The sequence below is a fragment of the Clostridium gasigenes genome (assembly GCF_017348895.1).
Lineage (GTDB): Bacteria > Bacillota > Clostridia > Clostridiales > Clostridiaceae > Clostridium > Clostridium gasigenes.
Map to the genome: position 1 here is coordinate 3,063,954 of NZ_CP071376.1, position 19,121 is coordinate 3,083,074.

General features: G+C 28.7%; 16 protein-coding genes. 14 read left to right on the forward strand and 2 right to left on the reverse strand.

The features are described 5' to 3' along the window. The first annotated feature begins 39 nt into the window (after positions 1-39). A complete protein-coding gene (locus J1C67_RS14275) occupies positions 40-1,188 on the forward strand; it encodes a M15 family metallopeptidase (protein ID WP_242873916.1) in 1,149 nt (382 codons plus the stop codon). Between the two features lie 121 nt (positions 1,189-1,309). Here the strand turns inward: J1C67_RS14275 and J1C67_RS14280 are convergent, their stop codons facing one another. Beyond that, the gene (locus J1C67_RS14280; RefSeq protein WP_207253519.1) at positions 1,310-2,776 is read right to left on the reverse strand and encodes an aminotransferase class I/II-fold pyridoxal phosphate-dependent enzyme; all 1,467 of its coding nucleotides are present in this window, start codon (positions 2,774-2,776) and stop codon (positions 1,310-1,312) included. Positions 2,777-2,990: 214 nt separating this feature from the next. Here J1C67_RS14280 and J1C67_RS14285 point away from each other — a divergent pair, with 214 nt between their 5' ends. From J1C67_RS14285 to J1C67_RS14320, 8 genes are all read left to right on the forward strand, one after another. Further along, positions 2,991-3,599 (forward strand): 50S ribosomal protein L25, encoded by a 609-nt coding sequence (locus J1C67_RS14285; RefSeq protein ID WP_089965589.1) that lies wholly within the window; start codon positions 2,991-2,993, stop codon positions 3,597-3,599. A 128-nt stretch (positions 3,600-3,727) separates the two neighbouring features. Beyond that, positions 3,728-5,452 carry a phospho-sugar mutase gene (locus J1C67_RS14290; protein ID WP_089965592.1) on the forward strand — a complete coding sequence of 575 codons (1,725 nt, stop codon included), beginning with the start codon at positions 3,728-3,730 and terminating at the stop codon, positions 5,450-5,452. Positions 5,453-5,585: 133 nt separating this feature from the next. Next, complete coding sequence (locus tag J1C67_RS14295; RefSeq protein ID WP_167864954.1) at positions 5,586-6,674, forward strand: tetratricopeptide repeat protein; 1,089 nt, start codon at positions 5,586-5,588, stop codon at positions 6,672-6,674. Between the two features lie 144 nt (positions 6,675-6,818). After that, a complete protein-coding gene (locus J1C67_RS14300) occupies positions 6,819-7,547 on the forward strand; it encodes a WecB/TagA/CpsF family glycosyltransferase (RefSeq protein ID WP_089965597.1) in 729 nt (242 codons plus the stop codon). Beyond that, a complete protein-coding gene (gene murJ / locus J1C67_RS14305) occupies positions 7,547-9,082 on the forward strand; it encodes a murein biosynthesis integral membrane protein MurJ (RefSeq protein WP_167864955.1) in 1,536 nt (511 codons plus the stop codon). Before J1C67_RS14300 ends, murJ begins: the two co-directional genes overlap by 1 nt. Positions 9,083-9,092: 10 nt before the next feature. Next, positions 9,093-10,370 (forward strand): glycosyltransferase family 4 protein, encoded by a 1,278-nt coding sequence (locus tag J1C67_RS14310; RefSeq protein WP_167864956.1) that lies wholly within the window; start codon positions 9,093-9,095, stop codon positions 10,368-10,370. Between the two features lie 112 nt (positions 10,371-10,482). After that, entirely contained in the window at positions 10,483-11,637 is a 1,155-nt protein-coding gene (locus tag J1C67_RS14315) for a glycosyltransferase (RefSeq protein WP_167864957.1), read from the forward strand. A 1-nt stretch (position 11,638) separates the two neighbouring features. Then, positions 11,639-12,286 (forward strand): cyclodeaminase/cyclohydrolase family protein, encoded by a 648-nt coding sequence (locus tag J1C67_RS14320; protein ID WP_167864958.1) that lies wholly within the window; start codon positions 11,639-11,641, stop codon positions 12,284-12,286. 62 nt (positions 12,287-12,348) lie between these two features. On the opposite strand, the gene pdaA is transcribed toward J1C67_RS14320, so the two are convergent. Next, the gene (gene pdaA, locus J1C67_RS14325; RefSeq protein WP_089965607.1) at positions 12,349-13,131 is read right to left on the reverse strand and encodes a delta-lactam-biosynthetic de-N-acetylase; all 783 of its coding nucleotides are present in this window, start codon (positions 13,129-13,131) and stop codon (positions 12,349-12,351) included. A 280-nt stretch (positions 13,132-13,411) separates the two neighbouring features. Between pdaA and ychF the strand changes: the two genes are divergently transcribed. From ychF to J1C67_RS14350, 5 genes are all read left to right on the forward strand, one after another. Continuing rightward, on the forward strand, positions 13,412-14,509 hold the full coding sequence (gene ychF, locus J1C67_RS14330; RefSeq protein WP_089965609.1) for a redox-regulated ATPase YchF: 1,098 nt from the start codon (positions 13,412-13,414) through the stop codon (positions 14,507-14,509). Between the two features lie 363 nt (positions 14,510-14,872). After that, complete coding sequence (mraZ, locus tag J1C67_RS14335; protein ID WP_089965610.1) at positions 14,873-15,301, forward strand: division/cell wall cluster transcriptional repressor MraZ; 429 nt, start codon at positions 14,873-14,875, stop codon at positions 15,299-15,301. Positions 15,302-15,312: 11 nt separating this feature from the next. Continuing rightward, positions 15,313-16,245, forward strand: a complete 933-nt coding sequence (rsmH, locus tag J1C67_RS14340; protein ID WP_089965613.1) for a 16S rRNA (cytosine(1402)-N(4))-methyltransferase RsmH — start codon at positions 15,313-15,315, stop codon at positions 16,243-16,245. A gap of 40 nt (positions 16,246-16,285) precedes the next feature. Continuing rightward, positions 16,286-16,783 (forward strand): hypothetical protein, encoded by a 498-nt coding sequence (locus J1C67_RS14345; protein ID WP_089965616.1) that lies wholly within the window; start codon positions 16,286-16,288, stop codon positions 16,781-16,783. A 45-nt stretch (positions 16,784-16,828) separates the two neighbouring features. Next, positions 16,829-19,027 (forward strand): stage V sporulation protein D, encoded by a 2,199-nt coding sequence (locus tag J1C67_RS14350; protein WP_167864959.1) that lies wholly within the window; start codon positions 16,829-16,831, stop codon positions 19,025-19,027. Positions 19,028-19,121 lie beyond the last annotated feature (94 nt).

Here is a 19,121-nt window from a genome sequence, read left to right on the forward strand (position 1 = left end):
TAATATAATGTGAAGGTACTATTCAAAGGAGAGATAATTTTGAATAAGAAAAAAAATCAAAAAATTAATATAAAAAGAATAAAAAGAATAAGAAGAATAAAAAAATCAATAATAACTATGGTACTATTGGGAGTTGTCTTAGGATTAATGGCATATATACCAATTAATATAAAAAAGAAGGCGCTTATAGCGAGGGATGTAGTAGCAAGCGAAAAATTTAAGGATGACATTAATGTTTTAGGAACGTTTAATAGATTAAGAGAAGATAATAAAAGTATTTATGCTTCAGATGAGGTTAGTATAAAAATAAATAGTGAAATAGAAGAAATTTTAGAAGAACTTAAAAATGGAGTTACTGATAAAGTTAAGGAATTGGTGGACAACCTAAATAGTTTATTAGTAGATGTAAGTGCTGGAAATCATAGTGAATTAGAACAGTTATTTAATAAATTAAATGAAGATAAGATGACGGGTTTTACACAGGAAGAGGTCAAAAAAGTTAATACACTAATGGATGAATATAATTTATTAATAAAAGAACAAAAGTATAGTGAAGCAAAGGTAGATTTAGAAGATATTAACACTTATGTTAAAGAGGTCAAAAAAATAGTAGAAACAAGAATAACTAAAGAAGAATATGATAAAAAATCCACTGAAGACGAAAAAAGTAGAAAGGCTACATATATTAATGGGATTTTATTAGTTAATAAGAAAAATGGATTACCAGATTCCTTTGGAGATGCTGAAGACCCAAAGGCTAGAGAAGCCTTTGAAGAAATGAAAAAAGCTGCTGGAAAAGATGGATTATACATTAATGCATTTTCAACATATAGAAGTTTTTGGACACAAAATAGATTATATTGGAACTATGTGGCAAGCTTTGGGCAAGAACCAACTGATACATTCTCAGCTAGGGCAGGTTTTAGTGAACACCAAACTGGTTTAGGATTTGATGTTGGGGGGGCAGATAGATCCCTTTGGGCAAATCAAGAATTTCAATACACAGCTGAAGCTGAATGGTTAAAAAATAACTGTTATAAATACGGATTTATTTTAAGGTACCCAGAAGGTAAAGAGTGGAAAACTGGATTTGTTTATGAATCATGGCACTTTAGGTATTTAGGGGAAGAACATAGTAAAAATTTTAATAATAATAATTTAACTTTAGAAGAATATTTAGGAGTGTAGCCCTAAATGAATATACAAATATAAAAGAGGCAAAGTTTTAAAACTTTGCCTCTTTTATTTTAGGAATATTCAAAGAAATAAGTAATATATAATAAATTGACTTGTTATTTTAAAAAAATATTTAATTTATTATAACTACTTTTAAATTTGAAACAGTAGGGTCTTCTGTGCCTTGCACGTAGAGATTAGCACTCTTTAAATCTTCAACATAATCAAGTATATCTTGAGTAACTTCTTCTCCAGGACAAAGTAATGGAATACCTGGTGGGTAAGCAAGCAGAAATTCACCTGAAATTTTGCCAAGACTTTCTTTTAGTGGAATAGAAATTTTATCACTATAGAAAGCTTCTCTTGGATTTAAAATTTTTTTTGGAATAGAGGGAATATCTAAAAAGTCTTGTATATATTTTTTTGTTCCAAAGTGCTCAGAAGATATTTCTTTAAGCGCCTTTAATAATCTATCCATCCCCTCTTTTGTATCACCAAATGAACCAACAGCTAAAGTATTATAGAAATCAGATAATTCCATTTGAATATGATATTTATTTGAAAGTATCATATCAAGTTCAAAACCTGTAATTCCAAGTTCTCTTGATGAAATTGTAAGTTTTGTTGAATCAAAACTATAAGAACCAGGTGAGCCAAGAACCTCTTCTCCAAAACAATATAATCCAGGGATTTTATTTATTTCATCACGAGTATAAGCACAAAGTTCAATAGTACTTTGTAAAAGTTCTTTTCCGTGTAATGCTATTTGGCGTCTTGAGCAATCCAAAGAAGCCATTAATATATAAGAGGGTGAAGTTGTTTGCATAAGATTAAGTATTTGCTGAACTCTTTTTGGGTCTATGTATTTACTCTTTACATGTAAAAGCGAAGCTTGAGTTAAAGATCCAATTATTTTATGAGTACTTTGTGCACAGATATCAGCTCCAGCCTCTAAAGAAGATAATGGAAGCTTATCTGAGAAAGCTAAATGAGGACCATGGGCTTCATCAACTAATAGAGGGATATTGTGACTATGAACTATTTCAGCAATTTTTTTCAAATCTGTTGCAACACCATAATATGTTGGATTAATAATTAGAACTGCTTTAGCATCTGGATGTTCTTCTAAAGTTTTTTTTACAGTTTTTGGAGGAACACCATGTGCAATTCCCAATTTTTTATCAAGTTCAGGTTGCATAAATATAGGGATAGCACCACTTAAAATAATTCCAGCAGTTATAGATTTATGAACATTTCTTGGAACAATAATTTTTTCGCCATCATTAACAGCAGCCATTATCATTGCTTGGATTGCACCAGAAGTTCCGTGAATTGAGAAAAATGAAGCATCCGCACCATAAGCATCGGCTGTTAATTCTTGAGCTTTTTTTATTGGACCAGTAGGATGATGTAAACTATCTACTAATTTAAAAACTGTAACATCTATTTTAAATGGATTTTCGCCAATAAATTTTTTAAACTCTGCATCTATGCCTACTCCTTTTTTATGACCGGGAACATGAAGTGGCAGTGTATCTCTATCTACATACTCCATTAGTGCACTAAAAAGTGGAGTTTCTTGTTGATTCATTTTATACAATATAGACACCTTCTTTCTTTAGTATTTTTTTGAAAATTATTTTTTTTAATACAAACATTACTATTATATTTTATTAGTAGGAACTATGCAATAAAATACGTAAAAAGAAAAAATAATATAGAAAGAAATATAAATTAATGTATAAAATATCCTCCTTATGCGAATAATATTAGAAGATACTGTAAAAACATTTTAATAATTAGGAGGCTTATCTGTGATAAATTTAGAATTTAAAAAAAGAAATAACATTATTTCGAATAGCGCAAAGAAAGTAAGAAGATCTGGTAAAATTCCAGGGATTTTATATGGAAAGGTAATGAATAACTTTATGTTTGAAGTTGGTGGATTAGAGCTAGGAAAAGAAATTTCAAAGCAAGGAGAACATGGAGTTTTAAATTTCAATATAGATGGAGAAGGTCATAAAGCTTTAGTTAAGCATGTTCAAAGAGATCCTGTAAGTCATAAAATAATTCATTTAGACCTTGAAGAACTAGAAGGTAATCAAACAATTATATCTTCAGTTCCAATTCACTTTGTAGGTGAAGATATGTTAACTAAAAAAGGTGTAGTTATTCAAAAAGAAAAAGATACTGTTAGAGTTGAATGTTTTGCTGATTCACTTCCGAAATATTTAGAAATTAATATTAACCAAGGAATGGTTGGGTCAGTTTATAAATTTGGAGACTTAGAAGTTGCATCTGAAATTTCAATTATAGATGATTTAAACTCAGTTATTGCATCTATTAGCTATGAAAGAAAAACAGTTTCAGATGATATGGTAGCTATAGTAGAAGAAGCTAAAGAAGAAAAAAAAGCAAAATAGAATAAGTTTTGTAGAATTAAGAGTTATAGTGAGGATTTTTATCACTATAACTCTTAATGTTTTATTTCATAATAGTGTGATTTAGTGTATAATATATTATGGTAATTATGTTATTAGGAGGGGAAAATATGTATAAAGAAAAATATGATAATTGGATAAACTCATCAATAATAGATGAAAATATAAAAGAAGAATTAAGAAACATATCAGATGAAAAAGAAATTGAGGATAGGTTCTATAAGGATTTAGACTTTGGTACTGGGGGCCTTAGAGGGATAATTGGTGCTGGTAGTAACAGAATGAACATATATACAGTATCTAAAGCTACACAAGGGTTTGCTAATTACTTAAATGGAAGGTTTAAAAACCCGTCAGTATCAATAGCATATGATTCAAGAAATATGTCAATGGAATTTTCAAAATCTGCAGCTTTAACACTTTGTGCAAATGGTATAAAAGTATATCTTTTTGAAGAATTAAGACCAACTCCAATGCTTTCATTTGCGGTAAGATATTTAGATTGCACAGGGGGTATAGTAGTTACTGCATCACATAATCCAAAGCAATATAATGGATATAAAGTTTATGATGAATTTGGTGGACAAGTGACAGATGAAAAAGCTGATATAATTATTAATGAAGTTAATAATATTAAAGATTTTAAGGAAATTAAGACAATAACTGAAGAAGAAGCTTTGAAGAAAGAATTACTTGTTTACATTGGAGCTGAAGTAGACACCGCATATATTGAACTTGCAAAGGGTTTAACTATAAGAACTAATTTAGTTAAAGAAAAGGCAAGTAACTTAAAAGTTATATATACACCTATTCATGGATCAGGAAATATACCAGTAAGAAGAGTTCTAAGTGAACTTGGTTACACTGGAGTTAAAGTTGTTTCAAAACAAGAATTACCAGACGGTAATTTTCCAACAGCATCATATCCAAATCCGGAAGATCCAGCAGTATTTAAGCTTGCATTAGATATGGCTAAAACTGAAAATCCAGATGTTATATTTGCAACTGATCCAGATGCAGATAGAATAGGGGTTGTTGTTAAAGATAGCACTGGAGAATATAAAGTATTAACAGGAAACCAAACAGGTTTATTATTAACAGAGTATATGTTAGAATCTTTAAAAGAAGAAAATAAACTTCCTGAAAATGGAGTGTTAATAAAAACAATAGTTACTACTGAAGGCGCAAGAAAAATTGCTGAAGCTTATAATATAGAAATAATTGATGTATTAACTGGATTTAAATATATAGGTGAAAAAATAAGAGAATTTAAAGAAGCTGGAGATAAAACTTATTTATTTGGGTTTGAAGAAAGCTATGGTTATTTAGCAGGAGACTTTGTCCGCGATAAGGATGCGGTTATAGCAGCTATGTTAATTTCAGAAATGACTCTTTATTATAAAGAAAATGGGAAAAGTTTATATGATGCATTAATAGATTTATATGAAAAATATGGTTACTTCAAAGAAACTTTAGTTTCAATTGAACTAAAGGGAAAAGAAGGACAAGAAAAAATTGCTAGTTGTATAGAGGCTTTAAGAAATTCAATATTAACAGAAGTAGATGGAGCATTAATAGAAACTAAGCTTGATTATAAATTAAGTACAGAAGAAAATATTATAAAAGCTACAAAAACTAAAATTAATCTTCCAAAATCAAATGTTTTAAAATTCATTTGTGAAAATGGATCATATTTTGTTGTAAGACCATCTGGAACAGAACCTAAAATGAAGGTTTATTTATCTATAAAAGGAAGTAGCCTAGAGGGAGCTGAAAAAGATTTAGAAGCTTTTAAAATTAAGGTTATGGAAATAATAGAAGCAAAACTTAATTAATTATTAATGAATTTTCTTAAGAACTCAGCAAAGCTGAGTTCTTTTTGCTTAAATGTAAGTAAATATTATTTGAAAGATGACTAATTATGAGTTATTATAAAAGGATAAAATTAAAACCAAAGGAGTGTAAAATTTGGATTATAAAACTATTTTCAAAGAAAAAATTTCTAAAATGCTATTTTTGGAAATTAATGAAGAGGGATTTAAGAAAAGTATTCAAATGCCAGGGAATATAATCTTGAAAAATAAGGATTTATATATACCTATAAGCTCAGAATACATAACTTCTAATATAAATGATGAAATGAAAATAAACAATCTGCCTATTTATTATTTTATAGAAGGAATGTTCTTTGCATTAGGTGCAGATGAAAATCTGAGATTTAATGAAGATTATAAAATGATTTTACCATATATAAAGGATACTGATGCTTGTATAAAAACTATTATATCAAAAAAAATAAAAGAAGAAAAATTAGAAGATGCATATTTACTTTTAAAAGGATTATATAGATACTCAAAAGAAACTGAAGTAATGAAAAAACTTTTACTAGTAGGGGAAACTCTAAGAGAAAAAGATAGTGCATTTGAAAGTATATTGTTAGAGGATATTGAGTGTTGTGAAAAAAATCTAATGAAAATACCAGAGGCAGATTTGTATAAAGCTCTTATATTAAAAGATGGAGAAGATTTTCAAGGGGCTAGAGTAGCTCTAAATGAGTATATAAATAAAGGCGGAGAGTTAACAGAAGACGTGAAAAGAGTTATGGTAGATATAAATAATATCTCTGATTATGAAAAGGCTCTTGAGTGTTTAAAGGATGAGCCTGCAAAAGCTATTGGAATGTTATTATCTTTAATAGAAAAATTTGAAGATAATCCATTGATGTATTATTATTTAGCAATTGCGTATAGGAAATTAGAAAATTATGAAAAAGCCATTTATTATTTAACAGAAAGTATTCAAAGAGAAAGTGGGATTTTAGAAGTTATAGTAGAACTTGGCGTAAATTATGCTTGTCTTCAAGATTTTGAGGGTGCAATTAAATACTTTAAAAAAGCCTTTGAAGTTTCAAGAGAAGTTGAAATATGTACTAATATAATTATGTGTTATATTCATTTAAATAAATTAGAAGATGCAAAACTTCATTTAGAAATCGCTAAAAATTTAAAACCTGAAGATGAAATTGTATTAGAGCTAGAGCAAATGCTTAAAAAATAAAAAATAACCTATTTTTCATTATGGAAATGAAAAATAGGTTATTTTTAAAATGTCTAATTATTATAAGTATAGTTACTTTTAACTAAAATAGAAATATGATATTATATTATTGAAGTAGTTTACAATTAGGATAAAGGAGTTAATATGGGATCAAATGATTTTATTAATATATTAGGTTATAAAATTTATAAGAAGACGTTAAAAGAGTGTATGGAAAAGATAAAAACCTTTGAAAAGGTTCATATAATATCAGGAAATCCAGAGGTACTATATACGGGGTTACATAACAAAGTATTATTAGAGAATTTCAAATCAGATAAAGCACTTATAATACCAGATGGTGTAGGGATTCAGATATCTGCTAAAATTTTAAAAACACCTGTAGAGGAAAAAATAGCAGGTATAGAACTTATGAGAGAAATATTAATAGATTGCGAAAACACTGGTAAAGGGATATATTTGCTTGGATCCTCTGAGGAAAACTTAAATGCTTGTATTGTAAATTTAGTTAGGGATTATCAAAAGTTAAATATAGTTGGATATAAAAATGGCTTTTTTGATATGGAAAATCCTAAAGAAATTTTAGAAGAAATAACAATGAAAAAACCTTATGTAGTATTTGTAGCAATGGGGTGTCCAAGACAAGAAAACTTTATTGTTAAATATATGGATATATTACCTACAAAAGTATTTATGGGTGTTGGAGGTAGTTTTGATGTTATAGGAGAAAAAGTAAGCAGAGCTCCAAAATGGATGATAAATATAGGTATGGAGTGGTTTTATAGAGTAGCAAAAGAACCCTGGAGAATAAAAAGACTTGGAAGTATTCCAAGGTTCTTATATTTGGTTATAAGTAAGAAAAGGGTGAAATAATGAGTAAAAATAAAATATTTAAAGCCACATTTATAATTATGATAGTAACAGTGTTTACTAGATGTTTAGGGTTAATAAGAGATAGATTAGTAGGAGCGACATTTGGAGCAGGGATGGAAAGTGGGGCATATATTGCAGCAGTTTCTGTATCAGAAGTAGTTTTTACAATAGTAGGACTTGCAATTGCAACTACGTTTATTCCAATACTTAGTGAAATAAAAAGTAAACAAGGTAAAAATAAAATGTTTGAGTTTTCAAACAATATAATTACTATAATAGCTATAATATGTATTTGTCTATCAGTTTTAGGATTTCTATTTACAAAGCAAATAGTAGGTTTAATTTTTTATAATCTTAATTTAGAGACAATGGAGCTAACGATATTATTGACGAAAATAAGTATTGTTAATATATTACTATTATGTTTAAAAGCTTGTTTTGCATCTGTACTTCAAGTTTGTGAAGATTTTATAATGCCATCTATTTTAGGGCTGTTTTTCAATTTACCAATAATTCTATACCTTATATTATTTACTAATGTAGGTGTTATTGGACTAACAATTGCAAATGTAATAGGAAATCTATTAAGTGTTCTTGTACAACTTCCATCTTTGTATAAGCATGGATTTAAAATAAAACCATTTATAGATTTAAAAGATGAAAGAATAAGAAGAATACTTATTCTTATATTACCTGTACTTATAGGAGCAGGGGCAAACTCATTAAATTTAATAGTAGATAAAAGTATTGCTGCAGTCTTTAATGAAATTGGAGGAATAACCATAATAGATTTTGCACAAAAATTAGTTATTTTCACTAATGTAGCTATAACAACATCTATAGTCTCTGTTATGTATCCTTTAATGGCAAATAAACTTAATTCAGGTAATAAAAAAGGATTTTTAGAACATTTATCAAAGGGGATTGTTGTTATATCATTATTTTTAATACCAATAATGATGGCATTTGTATTTTTAAGAGTAGAAGTTATAAGCTTAATATTTGGTGCTGGTGAATTCGATACCCCAGAAACAATATTAATTACGTCAACAGTATTTGCAGCATATGCCTTGCAACTACCTTTTTCCGGCGCAAGAGATATTTTAAACTCGTCATTATTTTCAATGCAAAAAACTAAAATAACTGCAATAAATGGAGTTATTGGTGTTTCTATAAATATAATTCTAAGTTTGATATTATCTAAATATATTGGGGTATCTGGTATTGCAATAGCCTCTTCAATAGCGGCAGCTGTAACAGCCATACTATTATTTAATTCAACAAGAAAATTAATAGGTGATTTTAATGCGAAAAATATGATTATAAAACTTTTAAAGATTGCATTAGCATCAATTATAATGATAAGTACACTTTATATAATTAATAAAATTATAGTTGTTAATAGTGATTTTATTATTTTAGCAGTTAACGGAATAATAGGAATAATTATTTTTGCAATAGTGTGCAAATTTATGAAAATAGAAGAGTTTGATGAAGCTACATTAATGATTACAAAGAAACTAAGAAAAAGGTAGGAGAAAAAATATGAAAATACTATTTATAGCCTGTTATTCGCCACTAATAAATAATTCAGCATCTATAGAAACTCTTCAATATTTAAATAACTTAGCAAAAATTAAAGATAATGAAGTTCATTTATTAACTGTGAATTTTCCGAGGGAATCTATATATTATGATGAGTATATTTTAGGCATGTTAGATAAAAGGGTTAAACTTCATATTATTTCAGGTGGGAAGTTATTTGAAAAGATTATGCCTAAAAAATCAATTAATAGTGAAGAGAAAAAAGCTCGCAATAAATATTCGAATATAAAGAAATTATTAAGAGTGGCAAAAAGAATTTTAGGGGTACCTGATATGTATTTATATTGGGCATATAAAGCTTCTAAATATGGAAAAGAACTTATGGAAAATGAAATGTTTAATGTTATTTTTTCAATGCATGAACCACCATCTAGCCATATCTGTGCATATAATATAAAAAAAGAAAATAAAAATGTAACTTGGGTAACTTATTGGAGTGACCCATGGCTTAAGGATTCTACAAGGGAAGATGTTGGATTTGTTAGAAAAAAAATAGAAGGATATTTTGAAAAAAATATTATATCTCTTTCAGATAAATTTGTATTTGTAACTGAGGCTAATAGAGATGATTATATCTTAAGTTATAAAATTCCAAAGGAAAAGACGTACTTAATTACAAGAGGATATGATGATAAAACTTATAGAGAAATTGAAAAAGAAGATAAACCAGAATTAATTAAAGAAAACAGTGTAAACATAGTTTATACTGGAGAAATATTCTCCAAACTAAGAGATATAAAACCTTTCATTAATGCTTTAGATAAAATAAAGAAAAAAGATATTATATTATACAATAAGCTTAATGTGCTTTTCTTTGGAAATATAGATGATAATAATATAAAAGAAGAGCTTAAATCAATAGAAGTTGCAAAGGTATCAAATAGAATTCCTTATAAAGATGCTCTAGGATATATGGTTAAAGCGGATATATTACTTCTTTTTGGAAATAAAAATTCTAAACAAATTCCAGCAAAAATATATGATTATTTTGGATGTAGGAGCTATGTTCTAGTTATACTCGGTGACGAAGATGATCCAATAATAACTGTTGTAGAAAATTTAGAAAAGTGTAGTGTTATTTTAAATAATGAAGAAGATATAGTAAATGGATTAATTGATTTAGTAAATAAAGTAGATAGTGGAATAATATCAGAGCCAATAAAGGAATATGAGTGGGAAAACATCTCTAAAAAATTAAATAAAATATTGAGTACATAATGCATATTTACTTGTTGCTTTTTCAAATGGCTAAAATAGACTAACATATTGGTTTGTTATTTTTAAAAGATGATTTATATATTTTAGAATTATTTAAAGGAGTTGATTATCTATGCATATAATGTTTATACCTTCCTGGTATGCAAATGTTAGAAATAAGGTTCATGGAAGTTTTTTTAAGGAACAAGCTTTAGCACTTCAGGAATCTGGAATTTCTGTGACAGTCGCTTATAATGAAATTTGGCCATTAACATTATTAGGTAAAGTTAATGAAAAAGCTGGAATGAACTTCGAAATAGAAGGTAGTTTAAAAACTTATAGATATAAGAATTATAACTTTATACCTAAAAGTCCTTTAATGTTTAAGGTATTTAATAAAAGGATGGATAAATTATATAAAGAAATAGTTAAAAAAGAAGGCAAAGTAGATCTTATACATGCACAGTCATCATTATGGGCAGGCATAAGCGCAGCGTATATATCTAAAAAGTATAATATTCCACTAGTTATTACAGAGCATTCTTCAATTGAAAGAGGATCTTATGTTAGAGAAAGTTATAAACCTTTAATAAAAGAATCCTATAATGTTGCTAAAAAAGTAGTAGTTGTTGGAACTGGGCTTAAAAAAGAAATTGAGGAATTTAGCGGAAGAAATGATATAAAAGTAATTCATAATTTAGTTCCGCTAGAATTATTTGAAAAAAAAGAAGAAAAGAATAATGAAGAGTTTACATTCTTTTCATTAGCCTTTTTAGAAGGCGAAAAAGGAATGGACACACTTGTTAAGGCTTTTTCAGATGGATTCAAGGGTAGAAATTGCAAACTTAAAATAGGAGGCGCTGGTAGCCAAAGAAAAGGTCTGGAAATTTTAGCTAATAATCTTGGTATAAAGAATCAAGTAGTATTTTTAGGGGCACTATTAAGAGAAGAGGTTGCTAAAAATATGAATGAGTGCAATGCTTTTGTGTTAGCATCTAGATATGAAACTTTTGGTGTTGTGTATATTGAAGCATTAGCTGCAGGAAAACCTATTATAGGAATGTATAATGGCGGGGCTGAAGATATTATTAATGAAGTTAACGGCAAAATTGTAGCTATAGATGACATAAATGGCCTAAAAGATGCAATGATAAATATAAAAGAAAATATTAATTCTTATAATAGTGATGTAATTAGGGCAGATTGTATTAAAAGATTTACTAAAGAATCTATTGTAGAAAAAATTATAGAGGTATATAAAGAAATAAGTATAGAAGGAGAAATTTAAAATGGAATTTAAAGACTATAGTATAGAACAATTTCTAATGGAACTATCATCAGATGCACCAAGCCCCGGAGGAGGAAGTACTGCTGCATTAGTTGCTGCATTAGCATCAAGTTTAAATTCAATGGTGTATTCATTAACTGTAAATAAAAAATCTTTTGAAAACCTAAGTAATGAAAAAAAAGAAGAAATGATAAAATTTCAAGAAAAAGCAATTAATTTTACGAAACTTGCACAAACTTTTATGGAAAAAGATAGAGCGGATTTTACAAGATTAATGGATTCATTTAAACTTCCTAAAGATACAGAAGAAGAAAAATCTATTAGAAGTAAAATAATAAAAGAAAATACATTTAAAGCTATGGAATCGCCTTTAGACCTTGCAAAAGAATCTTTAGGATTTTATGAAAATATTTCTTTTGCAGTAGAGTTTGGAAATGAAAATTTAATTTCAGATGCAGGAGTTGCGGCAATATTACTTCACAGTGCTATAGAGAGTGCTATTTTAAATGTTAAAATAAATCTTAATTCACTTAGAAAAGAAGAGTATGCAGGAAAAATTGAAAAAGAGTGTGTAACTATTTTAGAAAAGTCATTAGAAGGTAAAAATAAAATAAGTTGTAATGTAGAGAAAGTAATTTACCCAAATTAAATATTAAAAAAATAGCAGACAAATATAATAGTCTGCTATTTTTTATAGGACTTATAAATAATTTAGCATTTTAATTCTTCAAGAGATTTAAATTCATAGCCTTCGGCTTTTAGTTGCTTAATTACAGTTTTTAATACTTTTGCATTAGTATTTGAAACTGCATGAAGTAGAATTATCCCTCCAGGATGGGCCCCATCTGTTATTTTCTTTATTGCAAACTCTTCTGTAGGTTGCTGATCTACTAGCCAATCTTTATATGCAAAACTCCAAAAAATTGTTTTGTAACCAAGCTCTTTAGTTTTCTTTAAAGAATTTTTAGAATACTTACCCATTGGTGGCCTGAAAAATTTAGGCATATCTTTTCCAGTTATATTTTTATATTCTTCTTCAACAGTTGTAAATTCGCTTGTAAATTTAGCTGGGTCTGTAATTTTAGCCATGGATGGATGATGATTACTATGGTTACAAACTAAATGTCCTTCACTCTCCATTCTTTTAATAATATCTGGACAACTTTTAAGATAAGGCTTTACCACGAAAAAAGCTGCAGGCACTTGTTCCTCTTTTAAAATATCAAGTATTGTAGGAGTATTTCCATTTTCATATCCTTCATCAAAGGTTAAATAAAGGACTTTTTCTTCTGTAGTACCTAAAAAGTATGCATCATAATCAGATATGAAGCCTATAGATTCTTTTGCACCTTCAGGTAAATTCCCTTTTCCTCTAGAGACAAAATACCAATTTAATTCACCCTCGTCACTTAAAGTAGATGCCGATACAAATAGTGGACTAATAACTAAAAGTGAAATTAGAATAGTAGAAATAATTATTTTTAATTTTTTCATATAGTCACCACCTAATAATTTATTATACTTATTTATTATTAGCAAATTTAGTCTATATACACTTAGTAATTCAATGAAGTATATGAAGTATATGGATGATTATAATATTTTTATGAAATAGTTAATGTTGAAAAAAAATTATTCATAGAGTATAATTTTAAAGATATAATATTAAAATTATATTTAAGGCATCTTCAAAAAAATAACAAGCCAATATACATGGTAGATTGACTTGTTATTTTTTCAAATGCCTAATTAAGATAAGAGAGGATGTACATAGATGAATTTAGGAATCGTAGGTTTACCAAATGTAGGTAAGAGTACTTTATTTAACGCCATAACAAAAGCTGGAGCAGAATCAGCAAATTACCCATTCTGTACAATTGAGCCAAATGTAGGTGTTGTTAGTGTACCTGATAAGAGATTAGATGTTTTAGAAAAAATGTATAACACAAAAAGAAAAATTTATACAGCTGTAGAATTTTATGATATAGCAGGGCTTGTAAAAGGAGCATCAAAAGGTGAAGGGCTTGGAAATAAATTTTTATCTCATATAAGAGAAGTTTCTGCAATTGTTCATGCGGTTAGGTGCTTTGAAGATGAAAATATTATTCATGTGGAAGGTTCAGTAGATCCAATAAGAGATATTGAAACTATAAACTTAGAATTAATATTTGCAGATTTAGATGTTCTAGAAAAAAGAATGGAAAGAGGAGCTAAGGCATCAAGATCAGGGGATAAGAAGTCTAAGGATGAATATGCTTTAATGGAAAAAATTAAGGCTCACCTTGAATCTAATCAGCCAATAAGAACAATGGAAGTTACAGAAGATGAAGATGCTTATATAAAGGGGTTATTCATGATAACTTCAAAACCAGTTCTTTATGCATGTAACATATCTGAAGATGATATGATAAGCGGAAACCTTGATAATGATTATGTTAAAATAGTTAAAGAACATGCGGCTAAAGAAAATTCAGAAGTTGCAGTTGTTTGTGCAAAGCTTGAAGAAGAACTTTCTGGGCTTGAAGATGAAGAAAAAGCTGAAATGTTAGAAGAATATGGTTTAACAGAATCAGGATTAGATATATTAATAAGAGGAAGTTATAAATTACTTGGACTTATGAGTTATTTAACAGCGGGAGTACAGGAAGTTAGAGCTTGGACAATTAACGAAGGGACAAAAGCACCAGCAGCAGCTAGTAAAATTCATTCAGATATTGAAAGAGGATTTATTAGAGCAGAAGTTGTTGGATATGATGATTTAGTAGCATGTGGTTCAGAGGCAGCTGCCAAAGAAAAGGGTCTATATAGATTAGAAGGAAAAGAATATATAATGAAAGATGGAGATGTTGTAAACTTCAGATTTAACGTATAAATTATATATAAAGAATATTAGAAAAATAATAGACTAATTTACTAGTCTATTATTTTTTTTTAAGACCGTAAAAAGGAATTCACAAACTGTGGGTTTCTTTTTTTGTTAAAATAATAAATTTTTCATAATATATTTAATCAATGGATACCATTTTATTCCAATAAATACAGCGAGAATATTACATATTTATGAAGAAATTTAGGAATAAATGTCTGAAAATTTAATTATGTAAAATAAATTTATTAAAATGACAAATAACACTTGAAGGTTTTTGCAAAGTTTTATACAATATATAGTATGAAGTGGTTGGAAGTGGTGAGAAGTGGAGTGAAAAGTATTAATAATCAAAGGTAGGGATGCAAAATGTTTATAGGGGAATATCAACATGCTCTTGATACAAAAAATAGAATGATAGTACCTGTTAAACTAAGAGAAGAACTTGGTAATAAATTTGTTGTTACTAAAGGGCTTGATGGTTGCCTATATGCATATCCAATCTTGGAATGGAGAATATTAGAAGAAAAGTTAAAAACATTACCAATTACAAATAAGGATGCTAGATCATTTGTTAGATTTTTTTTCTCAGGTGCATGTGAAGTTGAAACGGACAAGCAGGGTAGAGGATTAATTCCTCAAAATTTAAAAGAATATGCAGGGATAGAAAAGGAAATAGTAAGTATAGGAGTATTAAGTAGAGTTGAAATTTGGAGCAAGGAAAAATGGGTAAAATATAATGATTCAGATATAGACTTTGATTCAATAGCCGAAAAAATGAGTGATTTAGGAATATAAGGAGAAAGATTATGGAATTTAAACATGTTTCAGTACTTTTAAATGAATGTATTGATGGATTAGATATAAAGCCTGATGGTATTTATGTAGATTGTACACTTGGTGGAGCAGGCCACTCATCACATATTGTACAAAAATTATCAGAAAAAGGAAGACTAATAGGAATTGATCAAGATAAAGATGCGTTAAAGGCAGCTGGTGAAAGATTAAAAGAATTTAAAAATGTAACGTTAGTTCACAATAACTTTTATAATATCGATAGTATTTTAGAAAGTCTAGATATTGAAAAGGTAGATGGAATTTTAATGGATCTTGGAGTTTCGTCATATCAATTAGATCAAGGTGAAAGAGGATTTAGTTATATGAAAGATGCACCTCTAGATATGAGAATGAATAGAGAAGATTCATTATCTGCTTATGAAGTTGTTAATGAATACTCAGAGGATGAAATAACTAGAATAATTAGAGATTATGGAGAAGAAAAATTTGCTAGAAGAATTGCTAAATTTATTTTGGCAAGAAGAGAAGATAGACCTATAGAAACAACCTTTGAGCTTGTAGAGTTAATAAAAAATGCAATACCTGCAAAAGCAAGAAGAGAAGGACCTCATCCAGCTAAAAGAACCTTCCAAGCAATAAGAATAGAAGTTAATAGTGAATTATCAATATTAAACAAAACTATTGAGGATGGAGTAAAAAGGTTAAATAAAGATGGAAGAATGGCAATTATAACATTCCATTCATTAGAAGATAGAATAGTGAAATTAAAGTTTAGAGAACTTGCTACAGCTTGTACGTGTCCTAGAGAATTTCCAATATGTATTTGTAAAAATACAGCAAAAGTTAAGCTTGTTAGTAGAAAACCTATAGATCCGACTGAAAAAGAGGTTGAAGAAAATCCAAGAAGTAGAAGTGCAAAATTAAGGGTAGTAAATAAATTATAATAAAATTAAATAAAAAATAGGTAGGGGTGTGAATAAAATTATGGAAAAAGAATATGATTATATAAGAGGGAATATGGCCATAAATCCAGATAGAAAATATGAGGACTTTAATGATGATCAAAGGAAGAAGGATCTTGAAAGAGCGGAAAAAGAAAAAAGAAAAAAAATAATGGCTCTAAGAGATAAAAAAACTAAGAATATAATTCAAGTTGCATTAGTAATATGTGTATTAGGTGTTATTACAGTTATGCGCGATGGTAAAGTTTATAAAACACAAAAGAAATTAACTGATATGAGATATGAAGTGAAAAATGCAGTAGCAGCTAATGAGGCTTTAAGAGTTGATTTTCTTAAATTTTCATCATTAGATAATGTAAAAGCTGCAGCTAAAAGCATGGGAATGACTAATCCGAATAATAATGAGGCTATAACAGTAGATATGACTAAAAATTATTTTCCGGAATTAACAGAAAATTCAATAATAAAAAAAGAAAAAGATACTTTATTTTCAAAATTAATGGGTGCAATAAAAAAATAGTTGCATCCTAGATCCGTTTTTTAGCAATTATATGGAGGAATAGAAGTGAGTAAAGGGAATTATAGGGATAAGGCGGTAATGAAAAAAAGAATGTCATTAGCCCTTATAGGATTAACTTGTATTTTCGCCCTATTAATAATTAGGTTATCCTACATAATGATAGTAAAGAGGAAAGATTATTCAGCAAGAGCTGAGGAACAATGGACAAGTGAAGTTAAAATTGATGCGAGAAGAGGAAAAGTTTTAGACAGAAATGGAGTAGAACTTGCAGTGTCTGCAAATGTTTATAGAGTAGATTTTGATTTAAATTCTATTAGATCATATTTAAAAAAAGAAGAGACAACAAATGAAGTTATATCACCTTTAATAGCAGAAGCTCTGGGTCTTGATAATGAAATAGTTTTAAAAAAAATAAGGACTAAATTACCAAGTGGTGCAGATGCAGGATCAGCTACGTTAATTAGAAGAATAAATAAAGAACAAGCTGATAAAGTTAAAGACTTGAAAATCCATGGTGTAATTGTATCTCCAGATACAAAAAGGTACTATCCAAATGATAACTTTTTAGCACATGTACTTGGAAGTACTAACATTGATGGCCAGGGGTTAACAGGAGTAGAACTTCAATATAATAAATATTTATCAGGCACTCCAGGAATGAGGATTTCAGAACTGGGTAGAATGAATAACGAACTTCCTTATACAATATCAAAATTCACACCACCTATAGATGGTAAAGAAGTTACACTAACTATAGATAAAAATCTTCAATATTTTGCGGAAAAAGCAGCACAACAAGGATATATAGATAATAAAGCATTACAAGTATCTGTAATGATAATGAATCCAAATACAGGGGAAATATTAGCAATGGCTAATAAACCAGATTTTAATCCTAATGAACCACAGTTAGGTTTTGAAAATTTTGCTGGGGCTACAGATGGAGACAAACTTCAAAAAATGTGGAGAAATAGGCTTGTAAATGATACTTTTGAACCAGGTTCTATATTTAAGGTTGTAACAATGATCGCAAATATGGAGGAAGGTTTAGTTAAAGAAACAGATACGTTTAATTGTGGAGGAAGCAAAAAAGTTGGTGGACATACAATTAAATGTTGGAAAACTTCAGGACATGGCACACAAACATTACCTGAAATATTGCAAAATTCATGTAATGTTGGATTTATGGAAATTGGAGCTAGGATTGGGGGAACAAAACTTACTGAATGGATTAGAAAAATGGGATTTGGTAAAGTAAGTGGTATTGATTTACCAGGCGAAGCTAAAGGGATTATTAAAAAAGCAGAGGATATAACAGAATCGGATTTAGCAACTATAGCTTTTGGACAAACAAATACAGTAAATGCATCACAATATATGGCTGCATATAATGCTATTGCTAATGGTGGAACGTTAATACAGCCACATGTAATGAAAGAAGTATCACATATTGATGAGAGTGGAGATCGAGTAGTTGATGAAACTTTCGTTCCTGCTAAAAAGGAAAATATAATAAGTAAAGAAAATGCGGCAATTCTTAGGGATTATTTAGAAAGAACTGTAAATTCAGGTGGGTCAAGTAAATCCTATGTTGAAGGGTATCATATAGGAGCAAAAACTGGTACAGCGCAAAAGGTTAATCCTGAAAATGGGACTTATGGAGCTGGAAAGTATATTTCTTCAATGGGAGGGATGGCACCAGTTGATAATCCTCAAATTACTTTCTTTATATCAGTAGATGAACCAAATAATGGTGCATATTATGCAGGTCAAATTGTAGCTCCTATAGGTAGGAGTTTATTAACTAATATATTTAATTATATGGAATCGGGATTTGATAAGGAATATACAGAAGGAATTATAAAAGATATAATAATTCCTGAGATTAGAGGATTAGAAATACAAGAAGCTAAAAAAATTCTAAAAGAGAAGAATTTAGAGTATAATATAGAAGGAAATGGCAATATAATAACAGATGTGAAACCTTATCCTGGATACTCTGTTAAAGATGGTTCAAAGATTGTACTTTACACAGGAGCTGGAGGGTCTTATAATAAAACTATTGCAATGCCAGATTTAAAAGGACGTTCCATGGAATCTGTAGAAAAAGTTTTATCTGGGTTAGGTATCACTTATAAAGTTGAAGGTGAGGGTGTTGTTATAAAACAAAGCATACCTAAAGGCGAACTTATAAGTAGTGACACCGAGGTCAAATTAACACTTAATGCAGAATACGGTGATTAATAAATTGCCTTTAATTTAGCATGTGGGATATCACATGCTAAATTTTTATACAATTACCATTACAAAAAAACAAAGAAATTCAAACAATATAAAA

Bases quoted from the DNA above. Each gene is read 5' to 3' on its own strand.
- J1C67_RS14320 (WP_167864958.1), top strand. From the start codon at position 11,639: ATGGAATTTAAAGACTATAGTATAGAACAATTTCTAATGGAACTATCA.
- rsmH (WP_089965613.1), top strand. From the start codon at position 15,313: ATGGAATTTAAACATGTTTCAGTACTTTTAAATGAATGTATTGATGGA.
- J1C67_RS14315 (WP_167864957.1), top strand. From the start codon at position 10,483: ATGCATATAATGTTTATACCTTCCTGGTATGCAAATGTTAGAAATAAG.
- ychF (WP_089965609.1), top strand. From the start codon at position 13,412: ATGAATTTAGGAATCGTAGGTTTACCAAATGTAGGTAAGAGTACTTTA.
- J1C67_RS14290 (WP_089965592.1), top strand. From the start codon at position 3,728: ATGTATAAAGAAAAATATGATAATTGGATAAACTCATCAATAATAGAT.
- murJ (WP_167864955.1), top strand. From the start codon at position 7,547: ATGAGTAAAAATAAAATATTTAAAGCCACATTTATAATTATGATAGTA.
- J1C67_RS14300 (WP_089965597.1), top strand. From the start codon at position 6,819: ATGGGATCAAATGATTTTATTAATATATTAGGTTATAAAATTTATAAG.
- mraZ (WP_089965610.1), top strand. From the start codon at position 14,873: ATGTTTATAGGGGAATATCAACATGCTCTTGATACAAAAAATAGAATG.
- pdaA (WP_089965607.1), bottom strand. From the start codon at position 13,131: ATGAAAAAATTAAAAATAATTATTTCTACTATTCTAATTTCACTTTTA.
- J1C67_RS14345 (WP_089965616.1), top strand. From the start codon at position 16,286: ATGGAAAAAGAATATGATTATATAAGAGGGAATATGGCCATAAATCCA.
- J1C67_RS14310 (WP_167864956.1), top strand. From the start codon at position 9,093: ATGAAAATACTATTTATAGCCTGTTATTCGCCACTAATAAATAATTCA.